Here is a 26347-nt window from a genome sequence, read left to right on the forward strand (position 1 = left end):
TATTGTTGAGGTATCTATGCGCTGGCAAGGGCGTCGTGAAAGTGACAATGTTGAAGACAGGCGAAACAGCTCCGGTGGTCCGTCAATGGGCGGTCCCGGTTTTCGCCTACCAACCGGTAAAGGTGGGTTAATTTTACTGGTGGTTGTGTTGGTCGCTGGCTACTATGGTGTTGATTTAACTGGATTGATGACCGGGCAGCCCGTTTCCCAACAGCAATCAACGCGTTCAATTAGCCCAAATGAAGACGAAGCGGCAAAATTCACTTCGGTGATTCTGGCAACCACGGAAGACACCTGGGGACAGCAATTCGAGAAGATGGGTAAGACCTACCAGCAACCGAAGCTGGTCATGTACCGTGGAATGACTCGCACCGGTTGCGGGGCGGGGCAGTCCATTATGGGACCGTTTTATTGCCCGGCGGATGGCACAGTCTATATCGATCTCTCCTTCTATGATGACATGAAAGACAAACTGGGCGCGGATGGTGATTTTGCTCAAGGGTACGTTATCGCCCATGAAGTCGGTCATCACGTGCAGAAACTGTTAGGCATCGAGCCGAAAGTCCGTCAACTGCAACAAAACGCGACGCAAGCGGAAGTCAACCGCTTATCTGTGCGTATGGAACTCCAGGCCGACTGCTTTGCCGGTGTCTGGGGGCATAGCATGCAGCAGCAAGGCGTTCTGGAAACCGGCGATCTGGAAGAGGCGCTGAACGCGGCGCAGGCCATCGGCGATGACCGTTTACAACAGCAAAGTCAGGGGCAGGTGGTGCCAGACAGCTTTACCCATGGTACATCTCAGCAACGCTACAGCTGGTTTAAACGTGGTTTCGACAGCGGCGATCCGGCACAATGCAATACTTTTGGTAAAAGCATTTAACTTCCGGGGCAGGGATGGCTGAACTGACTGCGCTTCACACATTAACAGCGCAAATGAAACGCGAAGGGATTCGCCGCTTGTTAGTGTTGAGCGGCGAAGGTAGCTGGTGCGGTGAGTATGCGCTTAAGTTGCGTGACGCATTACCGGGCGACTGGCTGTGGGTTTCGCCGCAGCCAGCTTCTGAAAACCACTGTACGCCATCAGCGCTACAAACTTTACTTGGGCGCGAGTTCCAGCATGCGGTATTCGACGCCCGCCAGGGTTTTGATGCCGCCGCTTTTGCGGCACTTAGCGGAACGCTGAAAGCGGGAAGCTGGCTGGTGTTGTTGCTCCCTGCGTGGGAAGAATGGGAAAACCATCCTGATGTCGATTCGCTGCGCTGGAGTGATTGCCCTGGTCCTATTGCGACTCCGCATTTTGTCCAACATCTCAAACGCGTACTTGCGGCGGATAACAACGCTATCCTCTGGCGACAAAATCAGCCGCTCAGGTTGGCACATTTTGCTCCTTATTCAGACTGGCGTCCTGCTACTGGCGAGCCGCAACCAGAACAACAGCACATATTACAGCAACTGCTGACCATGCCGCCGGGCGTGGCTGCGGTAACTGCTGCGCGCGGGCGTGGTAAGTCGGCGCTGGCGGGGCAACTCATTTCCCGTATCTCTGGCAGTGCGATTGTCACCGCGCCCGCAAAAGCGGCAACGGATGTACTGGCACAATTTGCGGGCGAGAAGTTTCGCTTTATTGCGCCGGATGCCTTGTTAGCCAGCGATGAGCAAGCCGACTGGCTGGTGGTCGATGAAGCCGCAGCAATACCTGCGCCACTGTTGCATCAGCTGGTATCGCGTTTCTCACGCACTTTGTTAACTACAACGGTACAGGGCTATGAAGGCACCGGGCGTGGTTTTTTGCTGAAATTTTGTGCTCGCTTTCCGCATTTACACCGTTTTGAACTGCAACAGCCGATCCGCTGGGCGCAGGGATGCCCGCTGGAAAAAATAGTCAGTGAGGCACTGGTTTTTGACGACGAAAACTTCACTCACGAACCACAAGGCAATATCGTCATTTCCGCATTTGAACAGACGTTATGGCGAAGCGAACCAGAAACGCCGTTAAAGGTATATCAGCTATTGTCTGGTGCACATTACCGGACCTCGCCGCTGGATTTACGCCGGATGATGGATGCACCAGGGCAACATTTTTTACAGGCGGCTGGCGACAACGAGATTGCCGGGGCGCTGTGGCTGGTGGATGAGGGCGGATTATCTCAAAAACTCAGTCAGGCGGTATGGGCGGGTTTTCGTCGCCCGCGGGGTAATCTGGTGGCCCAGTCGCTGGCGGCGCACGGCAGCAATCCACAGGCGGCGACATTGCGCGGACGGCGGGTCAGCCGGATTGCAGTCCATCCGGCGCGTCAGCGCGAAGGCGTTGGGCAACAGCTTATTGCCAGCGCTTTGCAATATACGCCAGGCCTCGACTACCTTTCGGTAAGCTTTGGCTACACCGAGGAATTATGGCGTTTCTGGCAACGCTGTGGTTTTGTGCTGGTGCGAATGGGTAATCATCGCGAAGCCAGCAGCGGTTGCTATACGGCGATGGCGTTGTTACCGATTAGCGAAGCGGGTAAACAACTGGCAGAACGTGAGCATTTTCGTTTACGCCGCGATGCGCAAATTATCGCGCAGTGGAATGGCGAAACTATTCCAGTCGATCCGCTTAACGATATCGTGGTTACTGACGGCGACTGGCTGGAACTGGCTGGTTTTGCTTTCGCTCATCGTCCGCTTTTAACGTCATTAGGCTGTTTAATGCGTCTGCTGCAAATCAGCGAACTGACATTACCAGCGCTGCGTGGGCGCTTGCAGAAAAACGTTAGCGACGCGCAGTTATGTACCACACTTAAACTTTCGGGGCGTAAGGCGTTGTTGGCTCGTCAGCGTGAAGAGGCGGCACTGGCGCTATTCGCACTTGATGTTGCCCTCACTGAACGCCTGCGCGATCGCATAACGCAATGGCAATTTTTTCACTGACTCCTTCAATTTTCTCCCGTGGTCATTGTGAGTCAGCGGCGTAAAATTAATGACATTAGTTAAGGAGTTCGCCATGAAACATGACCATTTTGTTGTTCAAAGCCCGGATAAACCTGCGCAACAGTTGTTGCTGCTTTTTCACGGTGTCGGCGATAACCCGGTAGCGATGGGGGAGATCGGCAGTTGGTTTGCACCGCTGTTCCCGGATGCGCTGGTGGTGAGTGTCGCTGGCGCGGAGCCGAGCGGTAATCCGGCGGGGCGTCAGTGGTTTTCGGTGCAGGGCATAACGGAAGAAAACCGCCAGGCGCGTGTGGATGCCATCATGCCGACGTTTATTGAGACGGTGCGCTACTGGCAGAAACAGAGCGGAGTAGGGGCTAACGCCACGGCGCTAATCGGTTTCTCACAAGGCGCGATTATGGCGCTGGAGAGTATTAAAGCCGAGCCTGGCCTTGCCTCACGCGTCATTGCTTTTAACGGACGCTATGCCAGCCTGCCGGAAACCGCGTCTACGGCCACGACAATTCACTTGATTCATGGTGGTGAAGATCCGGTTATCGATTTGGCGCATGCGGTTGCGGCGCAGGAAGCGTTAATCAGTGCCGGTGGTGATGTGACGCTGGATATCGTGGAGGATTTAGGCCATGCGATCGACAATCGCAGTATGCAATTTGCCCTGGATCACTTGCGTTATACCATTCCGAAACATTATTTCGACGAAGCGCTAAGTGGCGGTAAGCCTGGCGATGATGATGTAATTGAAATGATGTAATAACAGCTGCGTAGGCCTGATAAGACGCGTGAGCGTCGCATCAGGCATTGTTCTCCGTTGCCGGATGCGGCGTTAACGCCTTATCCGGCCTCTCAGCTTACTTCTTCGGTTGATCCTTTTTCGGCCAGTCGTCGTCATCGTCCCACTTATCGTTGAAATCACGATGCGGGGGAAGCTCCGGCTTGTTGGCGAGAAATTTCTTATGGTCGACGCGCTTGAGATCTTTAATCACGTTCAGCAGGACGCCCACCAAAAAGACAATCACCAGAATCCACCAATATTTAGCCAGCCAGTCCATGCTTATTTCCTCTTACAGAACGACTCATCAGGCGACGAGCTGTTCCATGATACGTTGATACATACGGGCAAGTAGCTGCAGGTCGGCAGCATTCACACATTCATTAATTTTATGAATGGTAGCATTGACCGGCCCGAGTTCCACCACCTGCGCCCCCATGCGAGCAATAAAGCGCCCGTCGGACGTTCCGCCTGTGGTCAGTAGCTGCGGTTTAATTTCATTATAGTGCTCAACCGCGTTAACGACTGCATCCACCAGTTTACCGCGCGCGGTCAAAAATGGCTGCCCGGAAAGCCACCAGTCGACGGTGTAGCGCAGTTGATATTTCTCCAGCAAGGCAAGCACCTGTGCTTTGATCATCTCATCAGTCAGTTCGGTACTGAAGCGGAAGTTAAACTGCACAAACAGTTCACCCGGAATAACGTTGTTACTGCCCGTTCCCGCCTGAATATTGGCAATCTGCATACTGGTCGCCGGGAAGAATTCATTGCCCTGATCCCACTCAATAGCCACTAATTCATTAAGGAAAGGTGCTGCGCGATGTACCGGATTGTCAGCCAGATGTGGGTAGGCCACATGCCCCTGAACGCCATGAATGGTAAGGTTGCAGGTTAACGATCCGCGACGGCCATTTTTCACTACATCGCCAACCACTTCGATACTCGACGGCTCACCGACCAGGCAGTAATCCAGCCGTTCATTACGCGCCATTAAAGCTTCGACTACTTTGACCGTGCCATTGTGGGCGCTGGCTTCTTCGTCTGAGGTGATCAGAAACGCCAGTCGGCCTTTATGGTTGGGATGTTGCGCGACAAAACGTTCTGCTGCCACTACCATTGCCGCCAGCGAGCCTTTCATATCAGCCGCGCCGCGCCCGAACAACATGCCATCGCGAATGGTTGGCTCAAATGGTGGGTTGATCCAACGGTCGGCATCGCCAGGGGGGACTACGTCAGTATGTCCGGCAAAGGCCAGGGTTTCTCCTTGTCCGCGCCACGCCCAAAAATTCTGCGTATCCGCAAAATCCATGCGTTCAATGGTAAAACCGATTGCCTGCAGACGGTCGATCATGATTGCCTGACATCCTGCATCATCAGGACTTAAGGATGGGCGGCGAATAAGCTGCTGTGTCAGCTCAATAACCGGACACGACATAGACTACACCTCATGGAAAAATTGCTGATAACTGGATTCACTGAAACCCAGCAGCATAGGCCTCCCTGGCGCCCAGAGCAATGGGCGTTTGATGATTGCAGGCATTTCAGTCATTAATGCCATAGCGGAGGCCGCATCGGTGATATTGTTGCGGGTGGCTTCGTCCAGCTTGCGCCAGGTGGTGCCACGGGTGTTAAGTAACGCTTGCCAGCCTAATTCATTGATAAAAGAGTTCAACAATTCACTGTTCAGGCCATCAACACGGTAATCGTGAAAGCGAAAGTCGATGTTATTGGTTTCCAGCCAACGGCGTGCTTTTTTAATGGTGTCACAATTTTTGATACCGTAAAGGGTAACCATAATGAATCCTTTTGCGATTATTAAGAATAACTAATCATTTGGCGGTTGATACATATTTCCCGTAAATGATTATCAGGCAATATAACATTATTAAGGTATTTAACTTAACAATTATTAAATGGTTGTGAACAATTTTAATGCCATTATTAAGAATGTTCCTCTTGGTATATTTTTGTATTTTAAACAGAATTAATTCAGTATTAGAATCCGTATGAATATGTCGAAATGTTGCTGTTCATCACATAAAAATCCCTGTCACAGGGCCATAGTATTAACGTAGGCTTTGCCCCGGAGGTAGTAATCACAGCAATCGAATAAATTAGCTTCACCACGGTATATTGTTTCCGTAGAATACCCATAATTATAAGAGAGGTTGTTATGATTGAACGTGAACTGGGGAACTGGAAAGACTTTATCGAAGTTATGCTTCGTAAGTAATTTCCAGAACAGGAAATGAAAGAACCTGACGTCAGGTTCTTTATCAGAGAGTTGAAAAAGGCGACACATACGTATGTCGCCTTTTTTATTGCTTATTCTGGTCGAGGCTTCAGTGGGAAGCGACGACGCACCAGCACAAAGAATAGCGGCACGAAGTAAATCGCCAGAATGGTGGCAGAAATCATCCCGCCCATTACGCCAGTACCGACTGCGTGTTGACCACCGGAACCGGCACCACTGCTGATCGCCATCGGCAATACGCCGAAGATAAACGCCAGCGATGTCATCAGAATCGGACGTAAACGCTGACGGCAGGCGTAGAGCGTAGCTTCAAACAGGTCGTGGCCTTTTTGATTCATTTCGTTGGCAAACTCAACAATCAGGATGGCATTTTTCGCCGACAAACCAATGACTGTTAGCAGGCCAACCTGAAAGTACACATCGTTTTCCAGCCCACGCATCCAGGTTGCCAGCAGTGCGCCGATAACCCCCAGCGGTACAACCAGCATTACCGAGAACGGTACTGACCAACTTTCATAAAGTGCAGCCAGACACAGGAATACCACCAGCAATGAAATGGCATACAGCGCCGGAGCTTGCGCACCGGAAAGTCGTTCCTGGTACGACATCGCTGTCCACTCCAGTCCAAAGCCGTTCGGCAACTGCTTCACCAACGATTCCATAATATCCATCGCGGTACCCGTACTGACGCCCGGGGCGGCTTCCCCGACAATCTCTACCGCAGAATAGCCGTTATAGCGTTCCAGACGCGGCGAGCCTGTTTCCCAGCGAGAGGTCGCGAAGGCGGAGAAAGGCACCATGCCGCCGTCTTTGTTACGCACATACCACAGGTTAATGTCATCTGGCAGCATGCGATACGGCGCGGCAGCCTGCACATAGACTTTCTTCACGCGACCGCGATCCATAAAGTCATTCACATAGCTCGAGCCCCACGCGGTTTGCAGCGTGTCGTTAATATCGTCAATGGCAACGCCCAGCGCCTGCGCTTTGCGCTGGTCGATATCAATCTGCAATTGCGGGCTGTCGTCCAGACCGTTATGGCGCACACGGGTAAGTTCTGGGTTTTCCGCCGCGAGCGCCAGCAGTTGATTACGCGCGGCCATCAGCGCATCGTGACCAGCCCCGGCGTGGTCTTGCAACTCCATATCAAATCCAGCGGAACTGCCAAGACCGCTGATAGCAGGCGGGCTACTGGCGATAACGCGAGCTTCTTTGATTTTATTAAATTCTTTTGTTGCACGTTCGATAATGGCAAACGAGGTGCCTGTTTTACTGTCGCGTTCGCTCCAGTCTTTCAGGCGGACAAACATTCGTGCCACGTTTTGCCCGTTCCCTCCTGGGCCAGAACCGACAGTGGCAAACACCGACATGATGTTGTCTTTCTCATGGGTGAAGTAATACTTCTCGATCTGTTCCACCACTTTCAGGGTCTGTTGCTGAGTCGAACCGCTGGGTAACTGTACCGAGGTGGTAAACATGCCACGGTCTTCCAGAGGCAGAAACGACGTCGGCAGACGCAGAAACAGGAACACCATACCGCCTAACAGCAGGACGTAAATCAAAATCCAGCGCAGGCTGCGGTGGAGAATTTTCGCTACCCCTTTTTCGTAGCGTTCGGCGTTGCGGTTGAACATCTGGTTAAACCAGGCAAAAAAGCCTTTCTGCCCGTGATGCTCACCTTTTTTCAGTGGCTTAAGTAGCGTGGCGCACAATGCTGGAGTCAGGATCATCGCCACCAGAACCGACAGCACCATTGCCGCAACAATGGTTATAGAGAACTGGCGATAGATAGCCCCGGTGGTGCCGCCAAAGAAGGCCATTGGCACAAATACGGCAGAAAGCACCATTGCAATCCCGACCAGTGCGCCCTGGATTTGCCCCATCGATTTACGTGTGGCTTCGCGAGGAGTGAGTCCTTCCTCACTCATAATACGTTCGACGTTTTCCACCACCACGATGGCGTCATCCACCAACAGGCCTATAGCCAGCACCATCGCGAACATGGTTAAGGTGTTGACGCTATAGCCGAAGGCATAAAGCACCGAGAAGGTTCCCATCAACACTACCGGCACAGCGATAGTTGGAATCAGTGTAGCGCGGAAGTTTTGCAGGAACAGATACATGACGAGGAAAACCAGCGCGATAGCTTCTAACAGAGTTTTCACTACGTCTTCAATGGAGGCCTTAACAAACGAGGTGGTTTCATACGCCACCTTGTACTCCAGTCCGGGCGGGAAATACTGCGCCAGTTCATCCAGACGGTTGATTACCAGTTCTGCCGTTGCCATTTCGTTTGCACCGGAGGCCAGTTTTACCCCCAGCCCCGAGGCTGGTTTACCGTTGAAACGGCTAAGATAATCGTATTTCTCCGCTCCCATTTCGACAGTGGCGACATCACCCAGTTTCACTTCCGAACCGTCCTGATTCACTCGCAGAGTGATATCACGGAACTGTTCTGGCGTTTGCAACAGTGATTGGGCGTTAATGGTGGCGTTGAGTGCCTGGTTATCGACCGACGGCGTGCCGCCAAGCTGCCCAACCGCAATCTGTGCGTTCTGCGACTCAATGGCGTCAGTGACATCTTTGGCGGTCATCTGGAAACTGTTCAGTTTTGCCGGATCCAGCCAGATACGCATCGAATATTGCGAACCGTAAGCGTCAATATCACCAACGCCGTTCACGCGGCTTAACGGGTCCTGAATATTACTGGCAACGTAATCGGCAATATCCTGTTTATCCATCGAACCATCGGTTGAGACGAAGGCAATGGTCAGAATGTTGGTATCGCCGGTTTTACGCACCGTCACGCCCTGATTTTGCACCGCCTGCGGTAGTTTACGCATGGCCGACTGCAACTGGTTCTGCACCTGTTGCACTGCTTCGTCCGGATCTGTGCCAGCTTTAAAACTGAGCGTTACTGACGCCTGTCCAGTACCGCTGCTTTGTGATGACATATACATCAGGTTATCGAGGCCTGTCATATTCTGCTCGATAACCTGGGTCACGGTGTTTTCCAGCGTCTGGGCTGACGCGCCAGGATAGTTAGCGGTCACTCGCACATTCGGTGGCGCGAGATCCGGGTACTGTTCAACGGGCAATGAGAAAATCGCCAGGGTTCCTGTCAGACACAACAGAATTGCCAGCACCCAGGCAAAAATGGGGCGATCAATAAAGAAATTCGCCATTAAAAGAGGACCTCGTAGTTCTGCGTATCGTTATGGGCATGCCTTGCTTCACTGTAGCGGCAAGGTACGAGCCAATCGTGGAGAAAAAAAGGAGATAATGTAAATTATCATGCCCTTTTATACTGAACCTAAAATGCCAGTATTTAATGAATAGTAGGCAGCATCATATCTGCTGGCTTTCCTCACCTTCCGCAGAGCGAAAGCTAATACTCACTAACGTGCCGCCGCCGGAAGGTTGCGAAAAAGTCAGCGTCCCACCCAATCTTTCCGCGCGCTCGCGCATGATATTCAGACCATAATGGCCTTCGGGTTCCTCCGGTTCACCGATGCCAATACCGTTGTCGCGAATATAAACTGTGTGATTGCCATCCGGCGCGGTGACGCAGCTAACGGCAATTTCGCTGGCGTTGGCGTGCTTCATGGCGTTCAGCACCGCTTCGCGAATAATTTGCAACAAATGCACCTGCATCTGCGCATCCAGCGCCAGGGTTGGCAGACGGCAGTCGAGGGTCAGTTTGGCGCTGGTTTGGTTTTGTAATGTATCCAGCATTTCACGCAGTGCAGAGGGGAGATCCGCCTGCTGTAGCGTCAGTCGGAAAGTGGTTAACAGCTCGCGTAACTGCCGATAAGCATCATTCAGCGCCTGGGAGAAATCGGCCATGATACTTTGTGCAGTGGCGTTATCTTCGGGTATCGAACGCTTCAGTAACGTCAACTGGATACGTAAATAAGAAAGCACCTGGGCCAGAGAGTCGTGCAGTTCGCGGGCGATGGTCGCACGTTCTTCCATCAACAGTAACTGCTGAAAATGCTTCTGCGCCTGATTAAAGTACAAACCGCGTCCCAGCATCGACGAAACGCTGTTAAGTAGTGGTTCTGATGATGACACGTGGCTATTTTGCCAGTGCAACTCGCCGTAAACCGTCTCTTGCATGGTGACCGGTAAAATCTGCATTGGCAGCTCAGGGTTTGGCTTCCCTTCGCTAATCCGCCAGTTATCCCCAACGTTCAGCTCCAGATATTCAGCCGCTTCATTGTCGCGAACAATCTGCAAAATATGGCGGAAACAATGCACATCAATCTGGCTGGTGTTCAGTGCCTGCGAACACTGATACAACACCTCCAGGCGACGCTTGGCCTCGTGGAGATCGCGAGTTTTTTCTTCTACTGACGCTTCCAGCGAGCGGTACAACTTATGCAGCTCGCTCGACATCTGGTTAAAGGTTTTTGCAAGCAGGCCCAGTTCATTGGGTAGGCTGGTATCCAGCGGCGGCGAGTCGAACTGCCCGTGTTCAATACGCTGACTGGCGGTAACCAGTTGATTCAGCGGGGCTACCACCTGATGGCGTATGCGGCGCAAAGTAAAAAAGACCAGCGTGAAAATGCCAATACCGCCAGCCAGCGAAATCGCCACCACCAGCAGCATTTTTCGTTCGGCGTAGTGCTGTAGAGCCAGCACGAACAGGTCTATCTGATTAACATAATTATTAATATTGGCCTGATACCACGGCAAATCACCCTTGCTGAGCCGATTATTCATCTCCAGCCAGTTGGCATTCAGATGCGCATAGCGGGTTTTTACTGCCTCTGGCACATACCAGACGTTGAGATTGGTTAATACCGGTGAATGCAGTGCCTGCTGGAACAGCTGGCGATGTGCATTGAGTTGTGGACTGCCACTTTGCAAGTCGTAGCCCAGGCGGTAACTCTGCATACGCAGCGAGCCGGCAATATTGATAGCCTCAGCGTCGCGCAAACTGCTCGCCAGAGTTAGCAGAGCGATACCCGTGGAAAGAATCGACAGCAGCACAATGTAAAAAAAGGCCCGGGCCAGACTGGCCGAGACGGGTCGTTTAACAATCACACGCGTCTTCTCCACATAAAATAATGAATGTTCCAGAACGCTGAAACTCAATTTGATAAGCAATGGGATTATTTGATCTGCCACAGTTTATAGCGAAATAGTTACTTTTTCTGGGCACATGAACATTGCCGATCCCCGTCTAAGTCGGGTAATAACAACACTCATATAAAGAATAAGGTTTTTACAACCAAAAAAGAAGGTCGTTATGAATCGTTTTATTATGGCCAACAGTCAGCAATGCCTGGGGTGCCATGCTTGTGAAGTGGCCTGTGTGATGGCTCACAATGATGAGCAACACGTGTTGAGTCAGCACCATTTTCACCCCCGAATTACGGTTATTAAACATCAGCAGCAACGTAGCGCAGTGACTTGTCATCATTGTGAAGATGCGCCCTGCGCCCGTAGCTGCCCTAATGGCGCGATCAGCCACGTTGATGACAGCATTCAGGTCAATCAGCAAAAGTGTATTGGCTGTAAATCCTGCGTGGTGGCCTGTCCATTTGGTACGATGCAAATCGTCCTGACGCCCGTCGCCGTGGGTAAAGTTAAAGCCACCGCGCATAAATGCGACCTGTGTGCAGGGCGCGAAAACGGCCCTGCCTGTGTCGAGAATTGCCCGGCGGACGCGCTGCAACTGGTCACTGACGCTGCACTCTCCGGCATGGCGAAATCCCGCCGCCTGCGCACCGCGCGGCAGGAACATCAACCGTGGCATGCCAGTACCGCGGCGCAAGAAATGCCGGTAATGAGTAAAGTCGAGCAAATGCAGGCAACGCCCGCGCGTGGCGAGCCGGATAAACTGGCGATTGAAGCGCGCAAAACCGGTTTTGATGAAATTTATCTGCCATTCCGTGCCGACCAGGCTCAACGGGAAGCCTCGCGCTGCCTGAAGTGCGGCGAGCACAGCGTTTGTGAATGGACCTGCCCGTTGCATAACCACATTCCACAATGGATTGAACTGGTGAAATCTGGAAACATCGACGCCGCCGTTGAGCTTTCTCACCAGACCAACACCCTGCCGGAAATTACCGGACGCGTCTGCCCGCAAGACCGTCTGTGCGAAGGTGCCTGTACTATTCGCGATGAGCACGGTGCGGTGACTATCGGCAATATTGAACGCTACATTTCGGATCAGGCGCTGGCGAAAGGCTGGCGTCCTGACTTAAGTCATGTCACCAAAGTGGACAAGCGGGTGGCGATTATCGGTGCGGGTCCGGCAGGACTGGCCTGTGCGGATGTTCTGACCCGCAATGGCGTGGCGGTGACGGTGTACGATCGCCATCCCGAAATCGGTGGCTTGCTCACTTTCGGCATTCCTTCTTTCAAACTGGATAAATCCCTGCTGGCACGCCGTCGGGAAATCTTCAGCGCGATGGGGATTCACTTCGAACTCAATTGTGAAGTGGGTAAAGATGTCTCTTTGGATTCGCTTTTGGAACAATACGACGCGGTCTTCGTTGGCGTAGGCACTTACCGTTCCATGAAAGCGGGTTTACCCAATGAAGATGCGCCGGGCGTTTATGATGCGCTGCCGTTCCTCATCGCCAACACTAAACAGGTGATGGGACTTGAAGAGTTACCGGAAGAGCCATTTATTAATACCGCCGGGATGAATGTGGTAGTACTGGGCGGTGGGGATACCGCGATGGATTGTGTACGTACTGCGCTGCGCCACGGCGCGAGCAACGTCACCTGTGCCTACCGTCGTGATGAAGCCAACATGCCAGGTTCGAAAAAAGAGGTGAAGAACGCCCGTGAAGAAGGGGCGAACTTCGAGTTTAATGTTCAGCCAGTGGCGATTGAGCTGAATGAACAAGGTCACGTCTGCGGGATTCGTTTCCTGCGCACGCGTCTTGGCGAAGCGGATGCACAAGGGCGTCGGCGACCTGTACCGATTGAGGGCAGTGAATTTGTGATGCCAGCCGACGCGGTGATCATGGCGTTTGGCTTCAACCCGCACGGGATGCCGTGGCTGGAGTCGCACGGTGTAACGGTGGATAAGTGGGGCCGCATCGTGGCGGACGTTGAAAGCCAGTACCGTTACCAGACCACCAATCCGAAAATCTTCGCCGGTGGCGACGCCGTGCGTGGCGCGGATCTGGTGGTTACTGCAATGGCAGAAGGACGTCATGCGGCACAGGGGATCATTGACTGGCTAGGCGTAAAATCAGTCAAATCACACTGATAGCCTACGCAGACAAACCCGACTTCACAGCGTAAGATAATTGTTCATTTCGCGCTGTGGAGTCGGTATGACGCAACAAATCACCCTCATCAAAGACAAAATTCTCTCCGATAACTATTTCACCCTGCACAACATTACCTACGATCTTACCCGCAAAGATGGCGAAGTTATCCGCCATAAACGTGAAGTGTACGATCGCGGCAATGGTGCGACGATCCTCCTGTACAACGCGAAGAAAAAGACTGTAGTTCTGATTCGTCAGTTCCGTGTCGCTACCTGGGTTAATGGCAATGAAAGCGGGCAGCTGATTGAAACCTGCGCCGGGTTGCTGGATAACGACGAACCGGAAGTGTGCATTCGCAAAGAAGCGATTGAAGAGACGGGTTATGAAGTGGGCGAAGTGCGCAAATTATTTGAACTGTATATGTCGCCAGGCGGTGTGACTGAGTTAATCCACTTTTTTATCGCCGAATACAGTGACAATCAGCGCGCTAACGCCGGTGGCGGTGTCGAAGATGAAGATATTGAAGTGCTCGAGCTGCCGTTCAGCCAGGCGCTGGAGATGATCAAAACCGGTAAGATACGAGACGGTAAGACGGTGTTATTGCTTAACTATTTGCAAACGTCACATTTAATGGACTGAAAAATAACAATAATATTTCGTAGTTTATTATTGGCTCAATCCGATAAATCCGATTGAGCCGCGCCACCTGCGCAACGAAGATACGACTTGTGCTGTTTGTTTGAACTTCTGGGGTCGTACCGTCCATGCGCTATCGCATTTTCCTTCTCTTTTTTTTCGCTTTGTTGCCGACGTCTTTGGCGTGGGCGGCACCAGCGCAACGGGCGTTTTCCGACTGGCAGGTCACCTGTAATAACCAAAACTTCTGCGTGGCGCGCAATACTGGCGATCATAATGGACTGGTGATGACCCTGAGCCGCAGCGCCGGGGCGCATACCGACGCCGTTTTACGTATTGAGCGCGGCGGGTTGAAATCACCGGATGTGTCGGAAGGGGAAATAGCGCCACGGCTGCTGTTAGATGGTGAGCCGTTGGCGTTAAGTGGTGACAAGTGGCGGATTTCATCATGGTTATTAGTAACCGATGATACGGCAACCATCACCGCGTTTTTGCAGATGATTCAGGAAGGCAAGGCAATCACCTTACGCGATGGCGATCAGACCATTTCTTTGAATGGCTTAAAAGCGGCGTTGTTGTTTATTGATGCCCAGCAAAAGCGCGTTGGCAGTGAAACCGCGTGGATAAAGAAAGGGGACGAACCGCCGCTCAGTGTACCGCCCGCGCCTGCGTTGAAAGAGGTCGCGGTGGTTAACCCAACGCCGACGCCACTCTCACTCGAAGAACGTAACGATTTGCTGGATTACGGTAACTGGCGGATGAATGGTCTGCGCTGTTCGCTTGATCCATTGCGTCGTGAAGTGAGCGTTACGGCACTGACCGATGATAAAGCGCTGATGATGATTAGCTGTGAGGCAGGTGCTTATAACACCATTGATTTGGCATGGATTGTATCGCGTAAAAAGCCACTGGCCTCGCGCCCGGTACGGTTACGTTTGCCGTTCAACAACGGTCAGGAGACGAATGAACTGGAACTGATGAACGCGACATTTGATGAAAAAACGCGTGAACTGGTGACCTTAGCGAAAGGTCGCGGATTAAGCGATTGTGGCATTCAGGCGCGCTGGCGTTTTGACGGCCAGCGTTTTCGCCTGGTGCGTTACGCCGCAGAACCGACCTGCGATAACTGGCATGGGCCAGACGCCTGGCCCACGTTGTGGATCACCCGTTAAACATCATGGCGTGGACATGTAGGCCGGATAAGACGCGTCAGCGTCGCATCCGGCGATCACCATCAGGCACCTTTCACTCCCAGCACCTTATGGGCTTTTGCCACAATATTCTCGGCGGTAAAGCCAAAGAACGGGAACAGCTTATCCGCCGGAGCAGACTCCCCGTAACCCGTCATCCCGACAATCGCCCCTTTCAAACCAACATATTTGTACCAGTAATCGGCTATACCCGCTTCTACCGCCACGCGTGCCGCAACGTTAGAAGGCAACACCGACTCGCGATATTCCTCATCCTGGGCGTCGAAAATATCGGTCGAGGGCAGGGAAACCACGCGAACATTGCGACCTTCTCCCGCCAGTTTCTCTGCCGCTTGCAGGGTAATTTCCATCTCTGAACCGGTAGCAATCAAAATAATATCCGGCTTGCCGCCGCTGTCTTTCAACACATAACCACCACGAGCAATCTCTTTAACCTGATCCGGTGTACGTTCCACTTGGGCCAGATTCTGCCTTGAGAGGATCAGCGCCGTCGGCCCGTTGTGGCGCTCAACCGCCAGCTTCCAGCCCACCGCTGCTTCCACCTGATCGCACGGTCGCCAGGTGCTGAAATTCGGCGTTAAGCGCAGACTGGCCAGCTGCTCCACCGCCTGGTGCGTCGGACCATCTTCCCCCAGGCCAATCGAGTCGTGGGTGTAAACCATAATCTGCCGTGCTTTCATCAGTGCAGCCATCCGCGCGGCATTACGGGCGTATTCAACAAACATCAGGAACGTCGCGGTATACGGCACAAAGCCACCGTGGTGCGCGATGCCGTTGGCGATAGCGGTCATGCCAAATTCACGCACCCCGTAGTGAATGTAGTTGCCCGCCGGATCTTCTTTCAGCGAAACAGAACCTTTCCAGATGGTGAGATTACTTGGAGCCAGATCCGCCGAACCGCCGAGCAACTCAGGCAGCATCGGCCCGTAAGCGTTAAGCGTATTTTGCGAAGCCTTACGGGTAGCGATTTTCGCCGGATTTGCCTGTAATTCATTGATATATTTCTGAGTCGTTTTCTCCCAGTCCTTCGGTAAACCACCGCTCATCCGACGGGTAAACTCTTCAGCCAGTTGTGGATGGGCCTTTTTATAAGCGGCAAACTTCTCATTCCAGCTCTGCTGGGCTTTTTCACCTTTTTCGCGGGCATCCCAGGCGTGATAAATCTCTTTGGGGATCTCAAAGGGTGGATGATGCCAGCCCAGTTTTTGCCGTGCCAGCGCTACTTCTTCTTCGCCCAGCGGAGCGCCGTGGGCCTCTTCCTTACCCGCTTTATTAGGCGAACCAAAGCCAATCACCGTGCGGCAGATAATCAACGACGGCTTATCTTTCACGCTTTGTGCTTCAAGGAGCGCTTCCTTAACCGCCTGCGGATCGTGGCCGTCGATCTCGTGGACAACATGCCAGTGGTAGGCTTCAAACCGTTTTGCCGTATCGTCGGTAAACCAGCCTTCGGTTTCACCATCAATCGAAATACCGTTGTGATCGTAAAAGCCGATCAGCTTGCCGAGTCCCAGCGTTCCTGCCAGCGAACAGACTTCATGAGAGATGCCTTCCATCAGACAGCCGTCGCCCATAAACACGTAGGTGAAGTGATCGACAATCTCATGATCTGGCTGGTTAAACTGCGCTGCCAGCGTGCGCTCCGCTATCGCCAGTCCAACCGCGTTCGCCAAACCTTGTCCAAGTGGTCCGGTGGTGGTTTCAACACCTGGCGTATAGCCAATCTCCGGGTGACCTGGGGTTTTCGAATGCAACTGACGGAAGTTCTTCAGCTCTTCCAGCGGCAGGTCATAACCAGTCAGATGTAGCAAACTGTAGAGCAACATCGAGGCGTGACCGTTGGAAAGAATAAAGCGGTCGCGGTCATACCAGGTCGGATCGGTGGGGTTATGTTTAAGAAAGTCGTTCCACAGCACTTCGGCAATATCGGCCATGCCCATCGGCGCGCCGGGATGACCAGAATTGGCTTTTTGCACCGCATCCATACTGAGCGCGCGAATCGCATTGGCAAGGTCTTTTCGGGACATAAAACACTCCGTGGCTGGTTTTAGAATTTGGCGGCAAGAAGATCTTCCAGTTTGCGTTGATCAACGGCGAACAGGCGGATGCCTTCAGACAGTTTTTCTACCGCCATCGGATCCTGATTGTGCTCCCAACGAAATTCCGCTTCGCTCATCGGGGAGGGGCGAGGGAAGGATTGCGATGCAGGGATCAGTTTGCGAACCACTGGCGAAACCTTTTCCTGCAACTCCTTCAGCAAATTCGGCGCGATGGTCAGACGGTCACAGCCGGTTAAGGCGAGGATTTGTTCGGTACGACGGAAGCTGGCACCCATCACAATGGTTTCGTAGTGATGCTGCTTATAGTAGTCGTAGATGTTGCGCACAGATTTCACACCCGGATCTTCCTCTACCACATACGGGTCCATCGGTTTGCGCGCCTGATACCAGTCATAAATACGACCTACAAACGGCGAAATCAGAAAAACGCCCGCTTCTGCACAGGCCCGTGCCTGAGCAAAGGAAAACAGCAGCGTCAGGTTGCAATTAATGCCTTCTTTTTCCAGCTCTTCTGCTGCGCGAATTCCTTCCCAGGTTGAGGCTAGTTTTATCAGAATTCGCGATTTTTCAACGCCTTGTTGTTGGTACAAGTCCACCAGGTGGCGCGCTTTTTCGATACTCTTTTCTTTGTCAAAAGAGAGGCGTGCGTCAACTTCTGTCGACACGCGACCGGGTACGATTTTGAGAATTTCTGTACCGAAATTGACTGCCAGTTTGTCGCAGGCCGCGACGACTTGTTGTTCCTGGGTCTTGCCATTTTTTTTACCCCAGGCAATAGCATCGTCTATTAAATGTTCATATTGTGATAAACCGGCAGCCTTGAGTAACAGCGAAGGATTGGTGGTGGCATCCTGGGGGTGGTAGTGGCGAATGGACTCAATATCACCACTGTCTGCCACGACAGTGGTGAACTGTTTGATGCCGTCTAACTCGTTCATGGAAATACTCCTTGAAAAGTAAAGTGTTAGATGAGTGCGTTAATTCACACTTCTGAGAAATTTCGCTAAACGCATCAAAAAAGCATAGCAGACAGGCATGGTATTGCTGGATGAAGCAGGTAACATCGGTGTTATGGGATTATTACCAAAACATTATTTGATGGGGGAGAGTTTGGGCTTGCTCAGAGTCTCGACGCTCCGGCAAGGTAATAATGTGCGCCACGTTGTGGGCTGAGGCAGTTGCCCACACCTATTTTTGTGAACGTTACGTGAAAGGAACAACCAAATGGATGAGCAGTTAAAACAAAGTGCACTTGATTTCCATGAATTTCCTGTACCAGGAAAAATCCAGGTTTCTCCGACCAAACCTCTGGCAACGCAGCGCGATCTGGCGCTGGCCTATTCACCGGGTGTCGCCGCGCCTTGTCTTGAAATCGAAAAAGATCCGTTAAACGCCTACAAATATACCGCGCGCGGTAACCTGGTGGCAGTTATCTCTAACGGTACTGCAGTGCTGGGGTTGGGTAATATTGGCGCGCTGGCAGGCAAACCGGTGATGGAAGGTAAGGGCGTTCTGTTTAAGAAATTCGCCGGGATAGATGTGTTTGACATCGAAGTTGATGAACTCGACCCGGACAAATTTATCGAAGTGGTCGCCGCGCTTGAGCCGACCTTCGGCGGTATCAACCTCGAAGATATTAAAGCGCCAGAATGTTTCTATATTGAACAGAAACTGCGCCAGCGGATGAACATTCCGGTATTCCATGACGACCAACACGGGACGGCAATCATCAGCACCGCCGCCATTCTCAACGGATTACGCGTAGTAGAGAAAAATATCTCCGACGTACGGATGGTAGTTTCTGGTGCGGGCGCAGCGGCAATTGCCTGTATGAACCTGCTGGTGGCGCTGGGTCTGCAAAAACATAACATCGTGGTATGCGACTCAAAAGGTGTTATTTATCAGGGCCGTGAGCCGAACATGGCGGAAACCAAAGCGGCTTACGCGGTGGTGGATGACGGCAAACGTACCCTCGACGATGTGATTGAAGGCGCGGATATTTTCCTTGGTTGTTCCGGCCCGAAAGTGCTGACTCAGGAAATGGTGAAGAAAATGGCCCGCGCGCCGATGATCCTGGCGTTGGCGAACCCGGAACCGGAAATTCTGCCGCCGCTGGCGAAAGAAGTGCGTCCGGATGCCATCATCTGTACCGGTCGTTCCGACTATCCGAACCAGGTTAACAACGTGCTTTGCTTCCCGTTCATCTTCCGAGGCGCGCTGGATGTTGGCGCAACGGCTATCAATGAAGAGATGAAACTGGCGGCAGTCCGCGCGATTGCGGAACTGGCCCATGCCGAACAGAGCGAAGTAGTGGCTTCTGCGTATGGCGATCAGGATCTGAGCTTTGGCCCTGAATACATCATTCCAAAACCGTTCGATCCGCGTCTGATCGTCAAGATCGCCCCTGCGGTCGCCAAAGCGGCAATGGAGTCCGGCGTGGCGACGCGTCCGATTGCCGATTTTGACGTCTACATCGACAAGCTGACCGAGTTCGTTTACAAAACCAACCTGTTTATGAAGCCGATATTCTCCCAGGCTCGCAAAGCACCGAAGCGCGTTGTTCTGCCGGAAGGGGAAGAGGCGCGCGTTCTGCATGCGACGCAGGAACTGGTAACCCTGGGACTGGCAAAACCGATCCTGATTGGCCGTCCGAACGTGATCGAAATGCGTATTCAGAAACTGGGCTTGCAGATCAAAGCGGGCGTTGATTTTGAGATCGTCAATAACGAATCCGATCCACGCTTTAAAGAGTACTGGAGCGAATACTTCCAGATCATGAAGCGTCGTGGTGTCACTCAGGAACAGGCACAACGTGCGCTGATCAGCAACCCGACGGTGATCGGTGCGATCATGGTTCAGCGTGGTGAAGCCGATGCGATGATCTGCGGAACGGTGGGCGATTATCACGAACACTTTAGCGTAGTGAAAAATGTCTTTGGTTATCGCGATGGCGTTCACACCGCAGGCGCAATGAACGCGCTGTTGCTGCCGAGTGGTAACACCTTTATTGCTGATACCTATGTTAATGATGACCCAGACGCAGAAGAGCTGGCGGAGATCACGCTGATGGCGGCAGAAACTGTCCGTCGTTTCGGTATTGAGCCGCGCGTTGCCTTACTGTCGCACTCTAACTTCGGTTCTTCTGACTGCCCGTCGTCGAGCAAAATGCGTAAAGCGCTGGAGCTGGTCAGGGAACGTGCGCCTGAGCTGATGATTGATGGCGAAATGCACGGTGATGCGGCGCTGGTAGAAGCGATTCGCAACGACCGTATGCCGGACAGTACCCTGAAAGGTTCCGCTAATGTTCTGGTGATGCCGAACATGGAAGCTGCTCGTATTAGTTACAACTTACTGCGCGTTTCCAGCTCGGAAGGTGTCACCGTCGGCCCGGTACTGATGGGCGTAGCGAAACCGGTTCACGTGTTAACGCCGATCGCGTCAGTACGTCGTATCGTCAACATGGTGGCGCTCGCTGTGGTTGAAGCGCAAACCCAACCGCTGTAATTCTTCCTTAACTATCACGCTTACCCTGAGTAATTCGGGGTAAGCGATTTTTATATTATCAATACGTCTTACTGCTTTTACTAATAGCAAATAAATTACCCGACATAAAAATAAAGTAATATCTTTATATTTATTCATGCTCTGCATATGAAAGTTTATCTATCACGGTAAATATCTCTCCATTCTTAGTGATCTACCTCACCTTTTAAACGCGTTTGCCGAATTTTGTTATTTACTCTGACGAAAAATTGTCACGATACACGCACGTTTTTTACAGGCGGCGACTCATGGACAAAGAACGCATCATTCAGGAATTCGTACCCGGGAAACAGGTCACGCTGGCGCATCTGATTGCGCATCCGGGTGAAGAACTGGCGAAGAAAATCGGCGTTCCGGATGCTGGCGCAATTGGCATTATGACGCTAACTCCCGGAGAAACAGCGATGATTGCCGGTGATTTAGCATTAAAAGCTGCCGATGTACACATCGGTTTTCTCGACCGCTTCAGCGGCGCATTGGTGATTTATGGCTCGGTGGGCGCAGTCGAAGAAGCGTTATCACAAACCGTCAGCGGTTTAGGGCGTTTATTAAATTATACGCTGTGTGAAATGACCAAAAGTTAATACGAGGCATTCATGAAGCGAATTGCGTTTGTGGGTAGCGTCGGGGCAGGAAAAACAACGTTATTTAATGCGTTGCAGGGAGATTATACCCTCGCCAGAAAAACACAGGCCGTGGAATTTAATGATAATGGCGATATTGATACTCCGGGTGAATATTTTAGCCATCCCCGTTGGTATCACGCCTTAATAACCACGCTACAGGATGTGGACATGCTGATATATGTCCACGGCGCAAATGATCCAGAAAGCCGATTACCTGCCGGGCTGCTGGATATTGGCGCCAGTAAACGGCAAATCGCCGTCATCAGTAAAACGGACATGCCGGATGCTGACGTCACCGCAACGCGACAGTTATTGCTTGAGACTGGCTTTGAAGAGCCAATTTTCGCGCTAAACAACCATGACCCGCAAAGCGTGCAGCAACTGGTGGATTATCTGGCATCTCTCACCGAACAGGAGGAAGCAGGTGAAAAAACTCATCACAGCGAATGATATTCGTGAAGCACACGCGCGCGGCGAACAGGCAATGTCCGTGGTTCTGCGCGCCAGCATTATTACCCCTGAAGCGCGCGAAGTGGCGGATCTACTGGGTTTTACCATCACCGAGTGCGATGAATCGACGCCTGTAACGGCATCCGTTCCCGCCAGTGCGTCAGCCGATAAAACCGAAAGCCAGCGCATCCGCGAAACCATCATTGCCCAGCTGCCGGAAGGCCAGTTTACCGAAAGCCTGGTCGCGCAGCTGATGGAAAAAGTGATGAAGGAAAAGCAGTCGCTGGAGCAGGGGGCAATGCAGCCGAGCTTCAAATCGGTGACCGGCAAAGGCGGCATCAAAGTGATTGATGGCAGCAGCGTCAAGTTTGGTCGTTTCGATGGCGCTGAACCGCACTGCGTGGGCTTAACTGATCTTGTGACCGGAGACGACGGCAGCAGTATGGCCGCTGGTTTCATGCAGTGGGACAACGCCTTCTTCCCGTGGACCCTGAACTACGACGAAATCGACATGGTACTGGAAGGGGAACTGCATGTTCGCCACGAAGGCGAAACCATGATCGCCAAAGCGGGCGACGTGATGTTTATCCCGAAAGGATCCAGCATCGAATTTGGTACGACATCCAGCGTGAAATTCCTGTATGTCGCCTGGCCGGCTAACTGGCAATCCCTATGAAAGATTTCATCACCGAAGCATGGCTAAGAGCGAACCATACGCTCAGCGAAGGCGCAGAGATCCATCTCCCTGCGGACAGTCGCCTGACGCCCTCTGCCCGGGAGTTACTGGAAAGCCGCCATCTGCGCATCAAGTTTATTGACGAGCAGGGCTGCCTGTTTGTTGACGATGAACAGCAGCAGCAGCCCGTTCACGGGCTGACCAGTAGCGATGAACATCCGCAGGCGTGCTGCGAACTGTGTCGCCAGCCGGTGGCAAAAAAGCCGGATACGCTGACTCATCTGTCGGCGGAAAAAATGGTTGCCAAAAGCGATCCACGCCTGGGTTTTCGCGCTGTTCTCGACAGCACCATTGCGCTGACAGTGTGGCTGCAAATTGAACTGGCGGAACCGTGGCAGCCGTGGCTGGCGGACATTCGTTCGCGTCTTGGCAACATTATGCGCGCCGATGCGCTGGGCGAACCGCTGGGCTGCCAGGCGATTGTCGGGCTTTCTGACCAAGATCTGCATCGGCTTTCTCACCAGCCGCTGTGCTATCTCGACCACGATCATCTGGTGCCGGAAGCCAGCCACGGGCGCGATGCGGCGTTGCTGAATCTGCTACGCACCAAAGTGCGGGAAACCGAAACCGTAGCGGCGCAGGTGTTTATCACCCGCAGTTTTGAAGTATTACGCCCAGACATCTTGCAGGCGCTGAACCGCCTTTCCAGCACGGTCTACGTGATGATGATCCTGAGCGTAACGAAGCAGCCGCTTACGGTGAAGCAGATCCAACAACGACTGGGGGAAACGCAATGATTATTGAACGTTGTCGTGAACTGGCGTTGCGAGCGCCCGCCAGAGTGGTTTTTCCGGATGCGTTAGACCAACGCGTACTGAAAGCCGCGCAGTACCTGCATCAACAAGGCCTGGCGACGCCCATTCTGGTCGCCAGCCCGTTTGAACTTCGCCAGTTTGCGCTCAGTCACGGCGTGGCGATGGACGGGCTACAGGTGATTGATCCACATGGCAACCTCGCAATGCGGGAAGAATTTGCCCATCGCTGGCTGGCCCGTGCGGGCGAAAAAACGCCGCCGGATGCGCTGGAAAAATTAACCGATCCGCTGATGTTCGCCGCCGCAATGGTCAGCGCCGGTACAGCGGATGTCTGTATCGCGGGCAATCTCTCTTCCACGGCAAATGTGCTGCGTGCCGGATTACGCATTCTCGGTTTGCAGCCTGGCTGTAAAACGCTCTCTTCCATTTTCCTGATGCTGCCACAGTACAGCGGTCCGGCGTTGGGCTTTGCCGATTGCAGCGTGGTGCCGCAACCAACGGCGGCGCAACTGGCGGATATCGCGCTTGCCAGCGCCGAAACCTGGCAGGCCATCACTGGAGAAGAGCCGCGCGTGGCGATGCTGTCGTTTTCCAGCAACGGTAGCGCCCGTCACCCCTGCGTTGCCAATGTCCAGCAGGCGACAGACATCGTCCGTGAACGCGCACCGCAGCTGGTGGTGGATGGAGAATTACAGTTTGACGCCGCCTTTGTACCGGATGTTGCGTCGCAAAAAGCGCCTGCCAGCCCGCTACAGGGCCAAGCCAACGTGATGGTTTTTCCGTCCCTGGAGGCAGGAAATATTGGCTACAAAATCGCACAACGACTTGGCGGATATCGTGCCGTCGGGCCATTGATACAAGGACTTGCCGCGCCGATGCACGATCTTTCTCGTGGTTGTAGCGTGCAGGAAATTATCGAACTGGCGTTGGTGGCAGCCGTACCGCGTCAGACAGAAGTGAACCGCGAAAGCAGTTTACAAACACTGGTTGAATGAACGGTCCCGTTCTGGACCCCTATAAAGAGGAAAACACAATGGAAGCATTAGGAATGATCGAAACCCGGGGCCTGGTTGCACTGATTGAGGCTTCTGACGCAATGGTTAAAGCTGCGCGCGTGAAACTGGTCGGCGTGAAGCAGATTGGCGGCGGCCTGTGTACTGCGATGGTTCGCGGTGATGTTGCAGCCTGTAAAGCCGCGACCGATGCCGGTGCCGCAGCGGCACAGCGTATTGGCGAGCTGGTATCTGTACACGTTATCCCGCGTCCGCACGGCGACCTGGAAGAAGTCTTCCCGATCGGCCTGAAAGGCGACAGCAGTAACCTGTAATCACCCTGTGTGACGTCGATTCGGGCGTCACGCTCTCTCCTTTTTCATTTTACCTTCCGCGGAGGGTAGGGGGAGCTTTTACCTGAAATACGCCACGGAGGCGGGTATGAAACTGGCAGTCGTCACTGGACAAATTGTTTGTACCGTACGCCATCACGGACTGGCGCATGACAAATTGCTGATGGTGGAAATGATTGATCCACAAGGTAATCCTGACGGGCAATGTGCTGTCGCCATCGACAATATTGGCGCGGGAACCGGGGAGTGGGTGTTGCTGGTGAGTGGCAGTTCCGCCCGCCAGGCGCATAAAAGCGAAACGTCACCGGTCGATCTGTGCGTGATTGGCATCGTCGATGAGGTGGTGTCTGGCGGTCAGGTTATTTTCCACAAATAAGGCAGAACATCATGAATCAACAGGATATTGAACAGGTGGTGAAAGCGGTACTGCTGAAAATGCAACGCAGTGACACACCGCCCGCCGCCGTTCATGAGATGGGCGTTTTCGCTTCCCTGGATGACGCCGTTGCGGCAGCCAAAATTGCCCAGCAAGGGTTAAAGAGCGTGGCAATGCGCCAGTTGGCGATAACAGCCATTCGTGAAGCAGGCGAAAAACACGCCAGAGATTTAGCGGAACTTGCCGTCAGTGAAACCGGCATGGGTCGCGTCGAAGATAAATTTGCCAAAAACGTCGCCCAGGCGCGCGGCACACCAGGCGTTGAGTGTCTCTCTCCGCAGGTGCTGACGGGCGACAACGGCCTGACCTTAATTGAAAACGCGCCCTGGGGCGTGGTGGCTTCGGTGACGCCTTCCACTAACCCGGCGGCAACCGTAATTAACAACGCCATCAGCCTGATTGCCGCGGGCAACAGCGTCATTTTTGCCCCGCATCCGTCGGCGAAAAAAGTCTCCCAGCGGGCGATTACGCTGCTCAACCAGGCGATTGTTGCCGCAGGCGGGCCGGAAAACTTACTGGTTACCGTGGCCAATCCGGATATCGAAACCGCGCAACGCTTGTTCAAGTTTCCGGGTATCGGCCTTTTGGTGGTGACGGGCGGCGAAGCGGTAGTAGAAGCGGCGCGCAAACACACCAATAAACGCCTGATTGCCGCAGGTGCCGGTAACCCGCCAGTGGTGGTGGATGAAACCGCCGACCTCGCCCGTGCCGCTCAGTCCATCGTCAAAGGCGCTTCTTTCGATAACAACATCATCTGTGCCGATGAAAAGGTGCTGATTGTTGTTGATAGCGTAGCCGATGAACTGATGCGTCTGATGGAAGGCCAGCACGCGGTGAAACTGACCGCAGAGCAGGCGCAGCAGCTGCAACCGGTGTTGCTGAAAAATATCGACGAGCGCGGAAAAGGTACTGTCAGCCGTGACTGGGTTGGTCGCGATGCAGGCAAAATCGCGGCGGCAATCGGCCTTAAAGTTCCGGAACAAACGCGATTGCTGTTTGTAGAAACCACCGCAGAACATCCGTTTGCGGTGACCGAACTGATGATGCCGGTGCTGCCCGTCGTGCGCGTGGCCAACGTGGCGGATGCCATTGCGCTGGCGGTGAAACTGGAAGGCGGTTGCCACCACACGGCGGCAATGCACTCGCGCAACATCGAGAACATGAACCAGATGGCGAACGCCATTGATACCAGCATTTTCGTTAAGAACGGACCGTGCATTGCCGGGCTGGGGCTGGGCGGGGAAGGCTGGACCACCATGACCATCACCACGCCAACCGGTGAAGGGGTAACCAGCGCGCGGACGTTTGTCCGTCTGCGTCGCTGTGTATTAGTCGATGCGTTTCGCATTGTTTAAGG

Annotated in this window: 23 protein-coding genes; 16 read left to right on the plus strand and 7 right to left on the minus strand. The window is 53.1% G+C overall.

What is annotated here, in order from left to right:
- Window positions 1–16: 16 nt before the first annotated feature.
- The 3 genes from FFT88_RS07535 to ypfH all read left to right on the plus strand — a co-directional run bounded on the left by FFT88_RS07535 (window position 17) and on the right by ypfH (window position 3682).
- Window positions 17–880, plus strand: coding sequence for a neutral zinc metallopeptidase (locus tag FFT88_RS07535; protein ID WP_130214579.1), 864 nt, complete (start codon window positions 17–19; stop codon window positions 878–880).
- A 14-nt stretch (window positions 881–894) separates the two neighbouring features.
- The gene (gene tmcA / locus FFT88_RS07540) at window positions 895–2910 is read left to right on the plus strand and encodes a tRNA cytosine(34) acetyltransferase TmcA (RefSeq protein ID WP_135404533.1); all 2016 of its coding nucleotides are present in this window, start codon (window positions 895–897) and stop codon (window positions 2908–2910) included.
- 73 nt (window positions 2911–2983) lie between these two features.
- Window positions 2984–3682 (plus strand): esterase, encoded by a 699-nt coding sequence (gene ypfH, locus FFT88_RS07545; protein ID WP_135404534.1) that lies wholly within the window; start codon window positions 2984–2986, stop codon window positions 3680–3682.
- A 97-nt stretch (window positions 3683–3779) separates the two neighbouring features.
- Here the strand turns inward: ypfH and FFT88_RS07550 are convergent, their stop codons facing one another.
- From FFT88_RS07550 to FFT88_RS07560, 3 genes are read right to left on the minus strand one after another with little or no spacing between them, the layout of a single operon-like run.
- A complete protein-coding gene (locus tag FFT88_RS07550; protein WP_000383836.1) occupies window positions 3780–3980 on the minus strand; it encodes a YpfN family protein in 201 nt (66 codons plus the stop codon).
- Between the two features lie 27 nt (window positions 3981–4007).
- On the minus strand, window positions 4008–5135 hold the full coding sequence (gene dapE, locus FFT88_RS07555; RefSeq protein WP_130214573.1) for a succinyl-diaminopimelate desuccinylase: 1128 nt from the start codon (window positions 5133–5135) through the stop codon (window positions 4008–4010).
- Between the two features lie 3 nt (window positions 5136–5138).
- The gene (locus FFT88_RS07560; RefSeq protein ID WP_135404535.1) at window positions 5139–5495 is read right to left on the minus strand and encodes an ArsC family reductase; all 357 of its coding nucleotides are present in this window, start codon (window positions 5493–5495) and stop codon (window positions 5139–5141) included.
- A 378-nt stretch (window positions 5496–5873) separates the two neighbouring features.
- On the opposite strand from FFT88_RS07560, the gene ypfM reads away from it, so the two are divergent.
- A complete protein-coding gene (gene ypfM, locus FFT88_RS07565) occupies window positions 5874–5933 on the plus strand; it encodes a protein YpfM (protein WP_001386977.1) in 60 nt (19 codons plus the stop codon).
- A gap of 92 nt (window positions 5934–6025) precedes the next feature.
- Here ypfM and acrD read toward each other — a convergent pair whose 3' ends face one another.
- Together acrD and narQ are read right to left on the minus strand one after the other, a co-directional pair.
- A complete protein-coding gene (gene acrD, locus FFT88_RS07570) occupies window positions 6026–9139 on the minus strand; it encodes a multidrug efflux RND transporter permease AcrD (RefSeq protein ID WP_064526280.1) in 3114 nt (1037 codons plus the stop codon).
- A 163-nt stretch (window positions 9140–9302) separates the two neighbouring features.
- Window positions 9303–11003, minus strand: coding sequence for a nitrate/nitrite two-component system sensor histidine kinase NarQ (narQ, locus tag FFT88_RS07575; RefSeq protein ID WP_135404536.1), 1701 nt, complete (start codon window positions 11001–11003; stop codon window positions 9303–9305).
- 205 nt (window positions 11004–11208) lie between these two features.
- Between narQ and aegA the strand changes: the two genes are divergently transcribed.
- The 3 genes from aegA (at window position 11209) to FFT88_RS07590 (ending at window position 15000) form a co-directional block, all read left to right on the plus strand.
- A complete protein-coding gene (aegA, locus tag FFT88_RS07580; protein ID WP_135404537.1) occupies window positions 11209–13188 on the plus strand; it encodes a formate-dependent uric acid utilization protein AegA in 1980 nt (659 codons plus the stop codon).
- Window positions 13189–13255: 67 nt separating this feature from the next.
- Window positions 13256–13831, plus strand: coding sequence for a GDP-mannose pyrophosphatase NudK (gene nudK / locus FFT88_RS07585; RefSeq protein WP_135404538.1), 576 nt, complete (start codon window positions 13256–13258; stop codon window positions 13829–13831).
- A gap of 125 nt (window positions 13832–13956) precedes the next feature.
- Complete coding sequence (locus FFT88_RS07590; protein ID WP_135404539.1) at window positions 13957–15000, plus strand: DUF1176 domain-containing protein; 1044 nt, start codon at window positions 13957–13959, stop codon at window positions 14998–15000.
- 62 nt (window positions 15001–15062) lie between these two features.
- Here FFT88_RS07590 and tkt read toward each other — a convergent pair whose 3' ends face one another.
- Together tkt and tal are read right to left on the minus strand one after the other, a co-directional pair.
- A complete protein-coding gene (gene tkt, locus FFT88_RS07595) occupies window positions 15063–17066 on the minus strand; it encodes a transketolase (protein WP_135404540.1) in 2004 nt (667 codons plus the stop codon).
- 20 nt (window positions 17067–17086) lie between these two features.
- Complete coding sequence (gene tal / locus FFT88_RS07600; protein WP_135404541.1) at window positions 17087–18037, minus strand: transaldolase; 951 nt, start codon at window positions 18035–18037, stop codon at window positions 17087–17089.
- Between the two features lie 286 nt (window positions 18038–18323).
- Here tal and maeB point away from each other — a divergent pair, with 286 nt between their 5' ends.
- The 9 genes from maeB to FFT88_RS07645 all read left to right on the plus strand — a co-directional run bounded on the left by maeB (window position 18324) and on the right by FFT88_RS07645 (window position 26345).
- Complete coding sequence (maeB, locus tag FFT88_RS07605; protein ID WP_135404542.1) at window positions 18324–20603, plus strand: NADP-dependent oxaloacetate-decarboxylating malate dehydrogenase; 2280 nt, start codon at window positions 18324–18326, stop codon at window positions 20601–20603.
- Between the two features lie 287 nt (window positions 20604–20890).
- A complete protein-coding gene (gene eutS / locus FFT88_RS07610; RefSeq protein ID WP_000356956.1) occupies window positions 20891–21226 on the plus strand; it encodes an ethanolamine utilization microcompartment protein EutS in 336 nt (111 codons plus the stop codon).
- A gap of 12 nt (window positions 21227–21238) precedes the next feature.
- Entirely contained in the window at window positions 21239–21718 is a 480-nt protein-coding gene (gene eutP / locus FFT88_RS07615; RefSeq protein WP_000820758.1) for an ethanolamine utilization acetate kinase EutP, read from the plus strand.
- Window positions 21693–22394: an ethanolamine utilization acetate kinase EutQ gene (gene eutQ / locus FFT88_RS07620; protein WP_130216810.1), complete on the plus strand. Its 702-nt coding sequence runs from the start codon at window positions 21693–21695 to the stop codon at window positions 22392–22394. Before eutP ends, eutQ begins: the two co-directional genes overlap by 26 nt.
- The gene (gene eutT, locus FFT88_RS07625) at window positions 22391–23191 is read left to right on the plus strand and encodes an ethanolamine utilization cob(I)yrinic acid a,c-diamide adenosyltransferase EutT (protein ID WP_130222002.1); all 801 of its coding nucleotides are present in this window, start codon (window positions 22391–22393) and stop codon (window positions 23189–23191) included. Before eutQ ends, eutT begins: the two co-directional genes overlap by 4 nt.
- Window positions 23188–24204, plus strand: coding sequence for a phosphate acetyltransferase (gene pta, locus FFT88_RS07630; RefSeq protein WP_135404543.1), 1017 nt, complete (start codon window positions 23188–23190; stop codon window positions 24202–24204). Before eutT ends, pta begins: the two co-directional genes overlap by 4 nt.
- A gap of 38 nt (window positions 24205–24242) precedes the next feature.
- Window positions 24243–24536, plus strand: coding sequence for an ethanolamine utilization microcompartment protein EutM (eutM, locus tag FFT88_RS07635; protein WP_000387713.1), 294 nt, complete (start codon window positions 24243–24245; stop codon window positions 24534–24536).
- 106 nt (window positions 24537–24642) lie between these two features.
- Window positions 24643–24930, plus strand: coding sequence for an ethanolamine utilization microcompartment protein EutN (eutN, locus tag FFT88_RS07640; RefSeq protein ID WP_000762196.1), 288 nt, complete (start codon window positions 24643–24645; stop codon window positions 24928–24930).
- A gap of 11 nt (window positions 24931–24941) precedes the next feature.
- Complete coding sequence (locus FFT88_RS07645) at window positions 24942–26345, plus strand: aldehyde dehydrogenase family protein (RefSeq protein WP_135404544.1); 1404 nt, start codon at window positions 24942–24944, stop codon at window positions 26343–26345.
- Window positions 26346–26347 lie beyond the last annotated feature (2 nt).

The sequence above is a fragment of the Escherichia sp. E4930 genome, from assembly GCF_005845405.1.
In the GTDB taxonomy this organism is placed as follows: domain Bacteria; phylum Pseudomonadota; class Gammaproteobacteria; order Enterobacterales; family Enterobacteriaceae; genus Escherichia.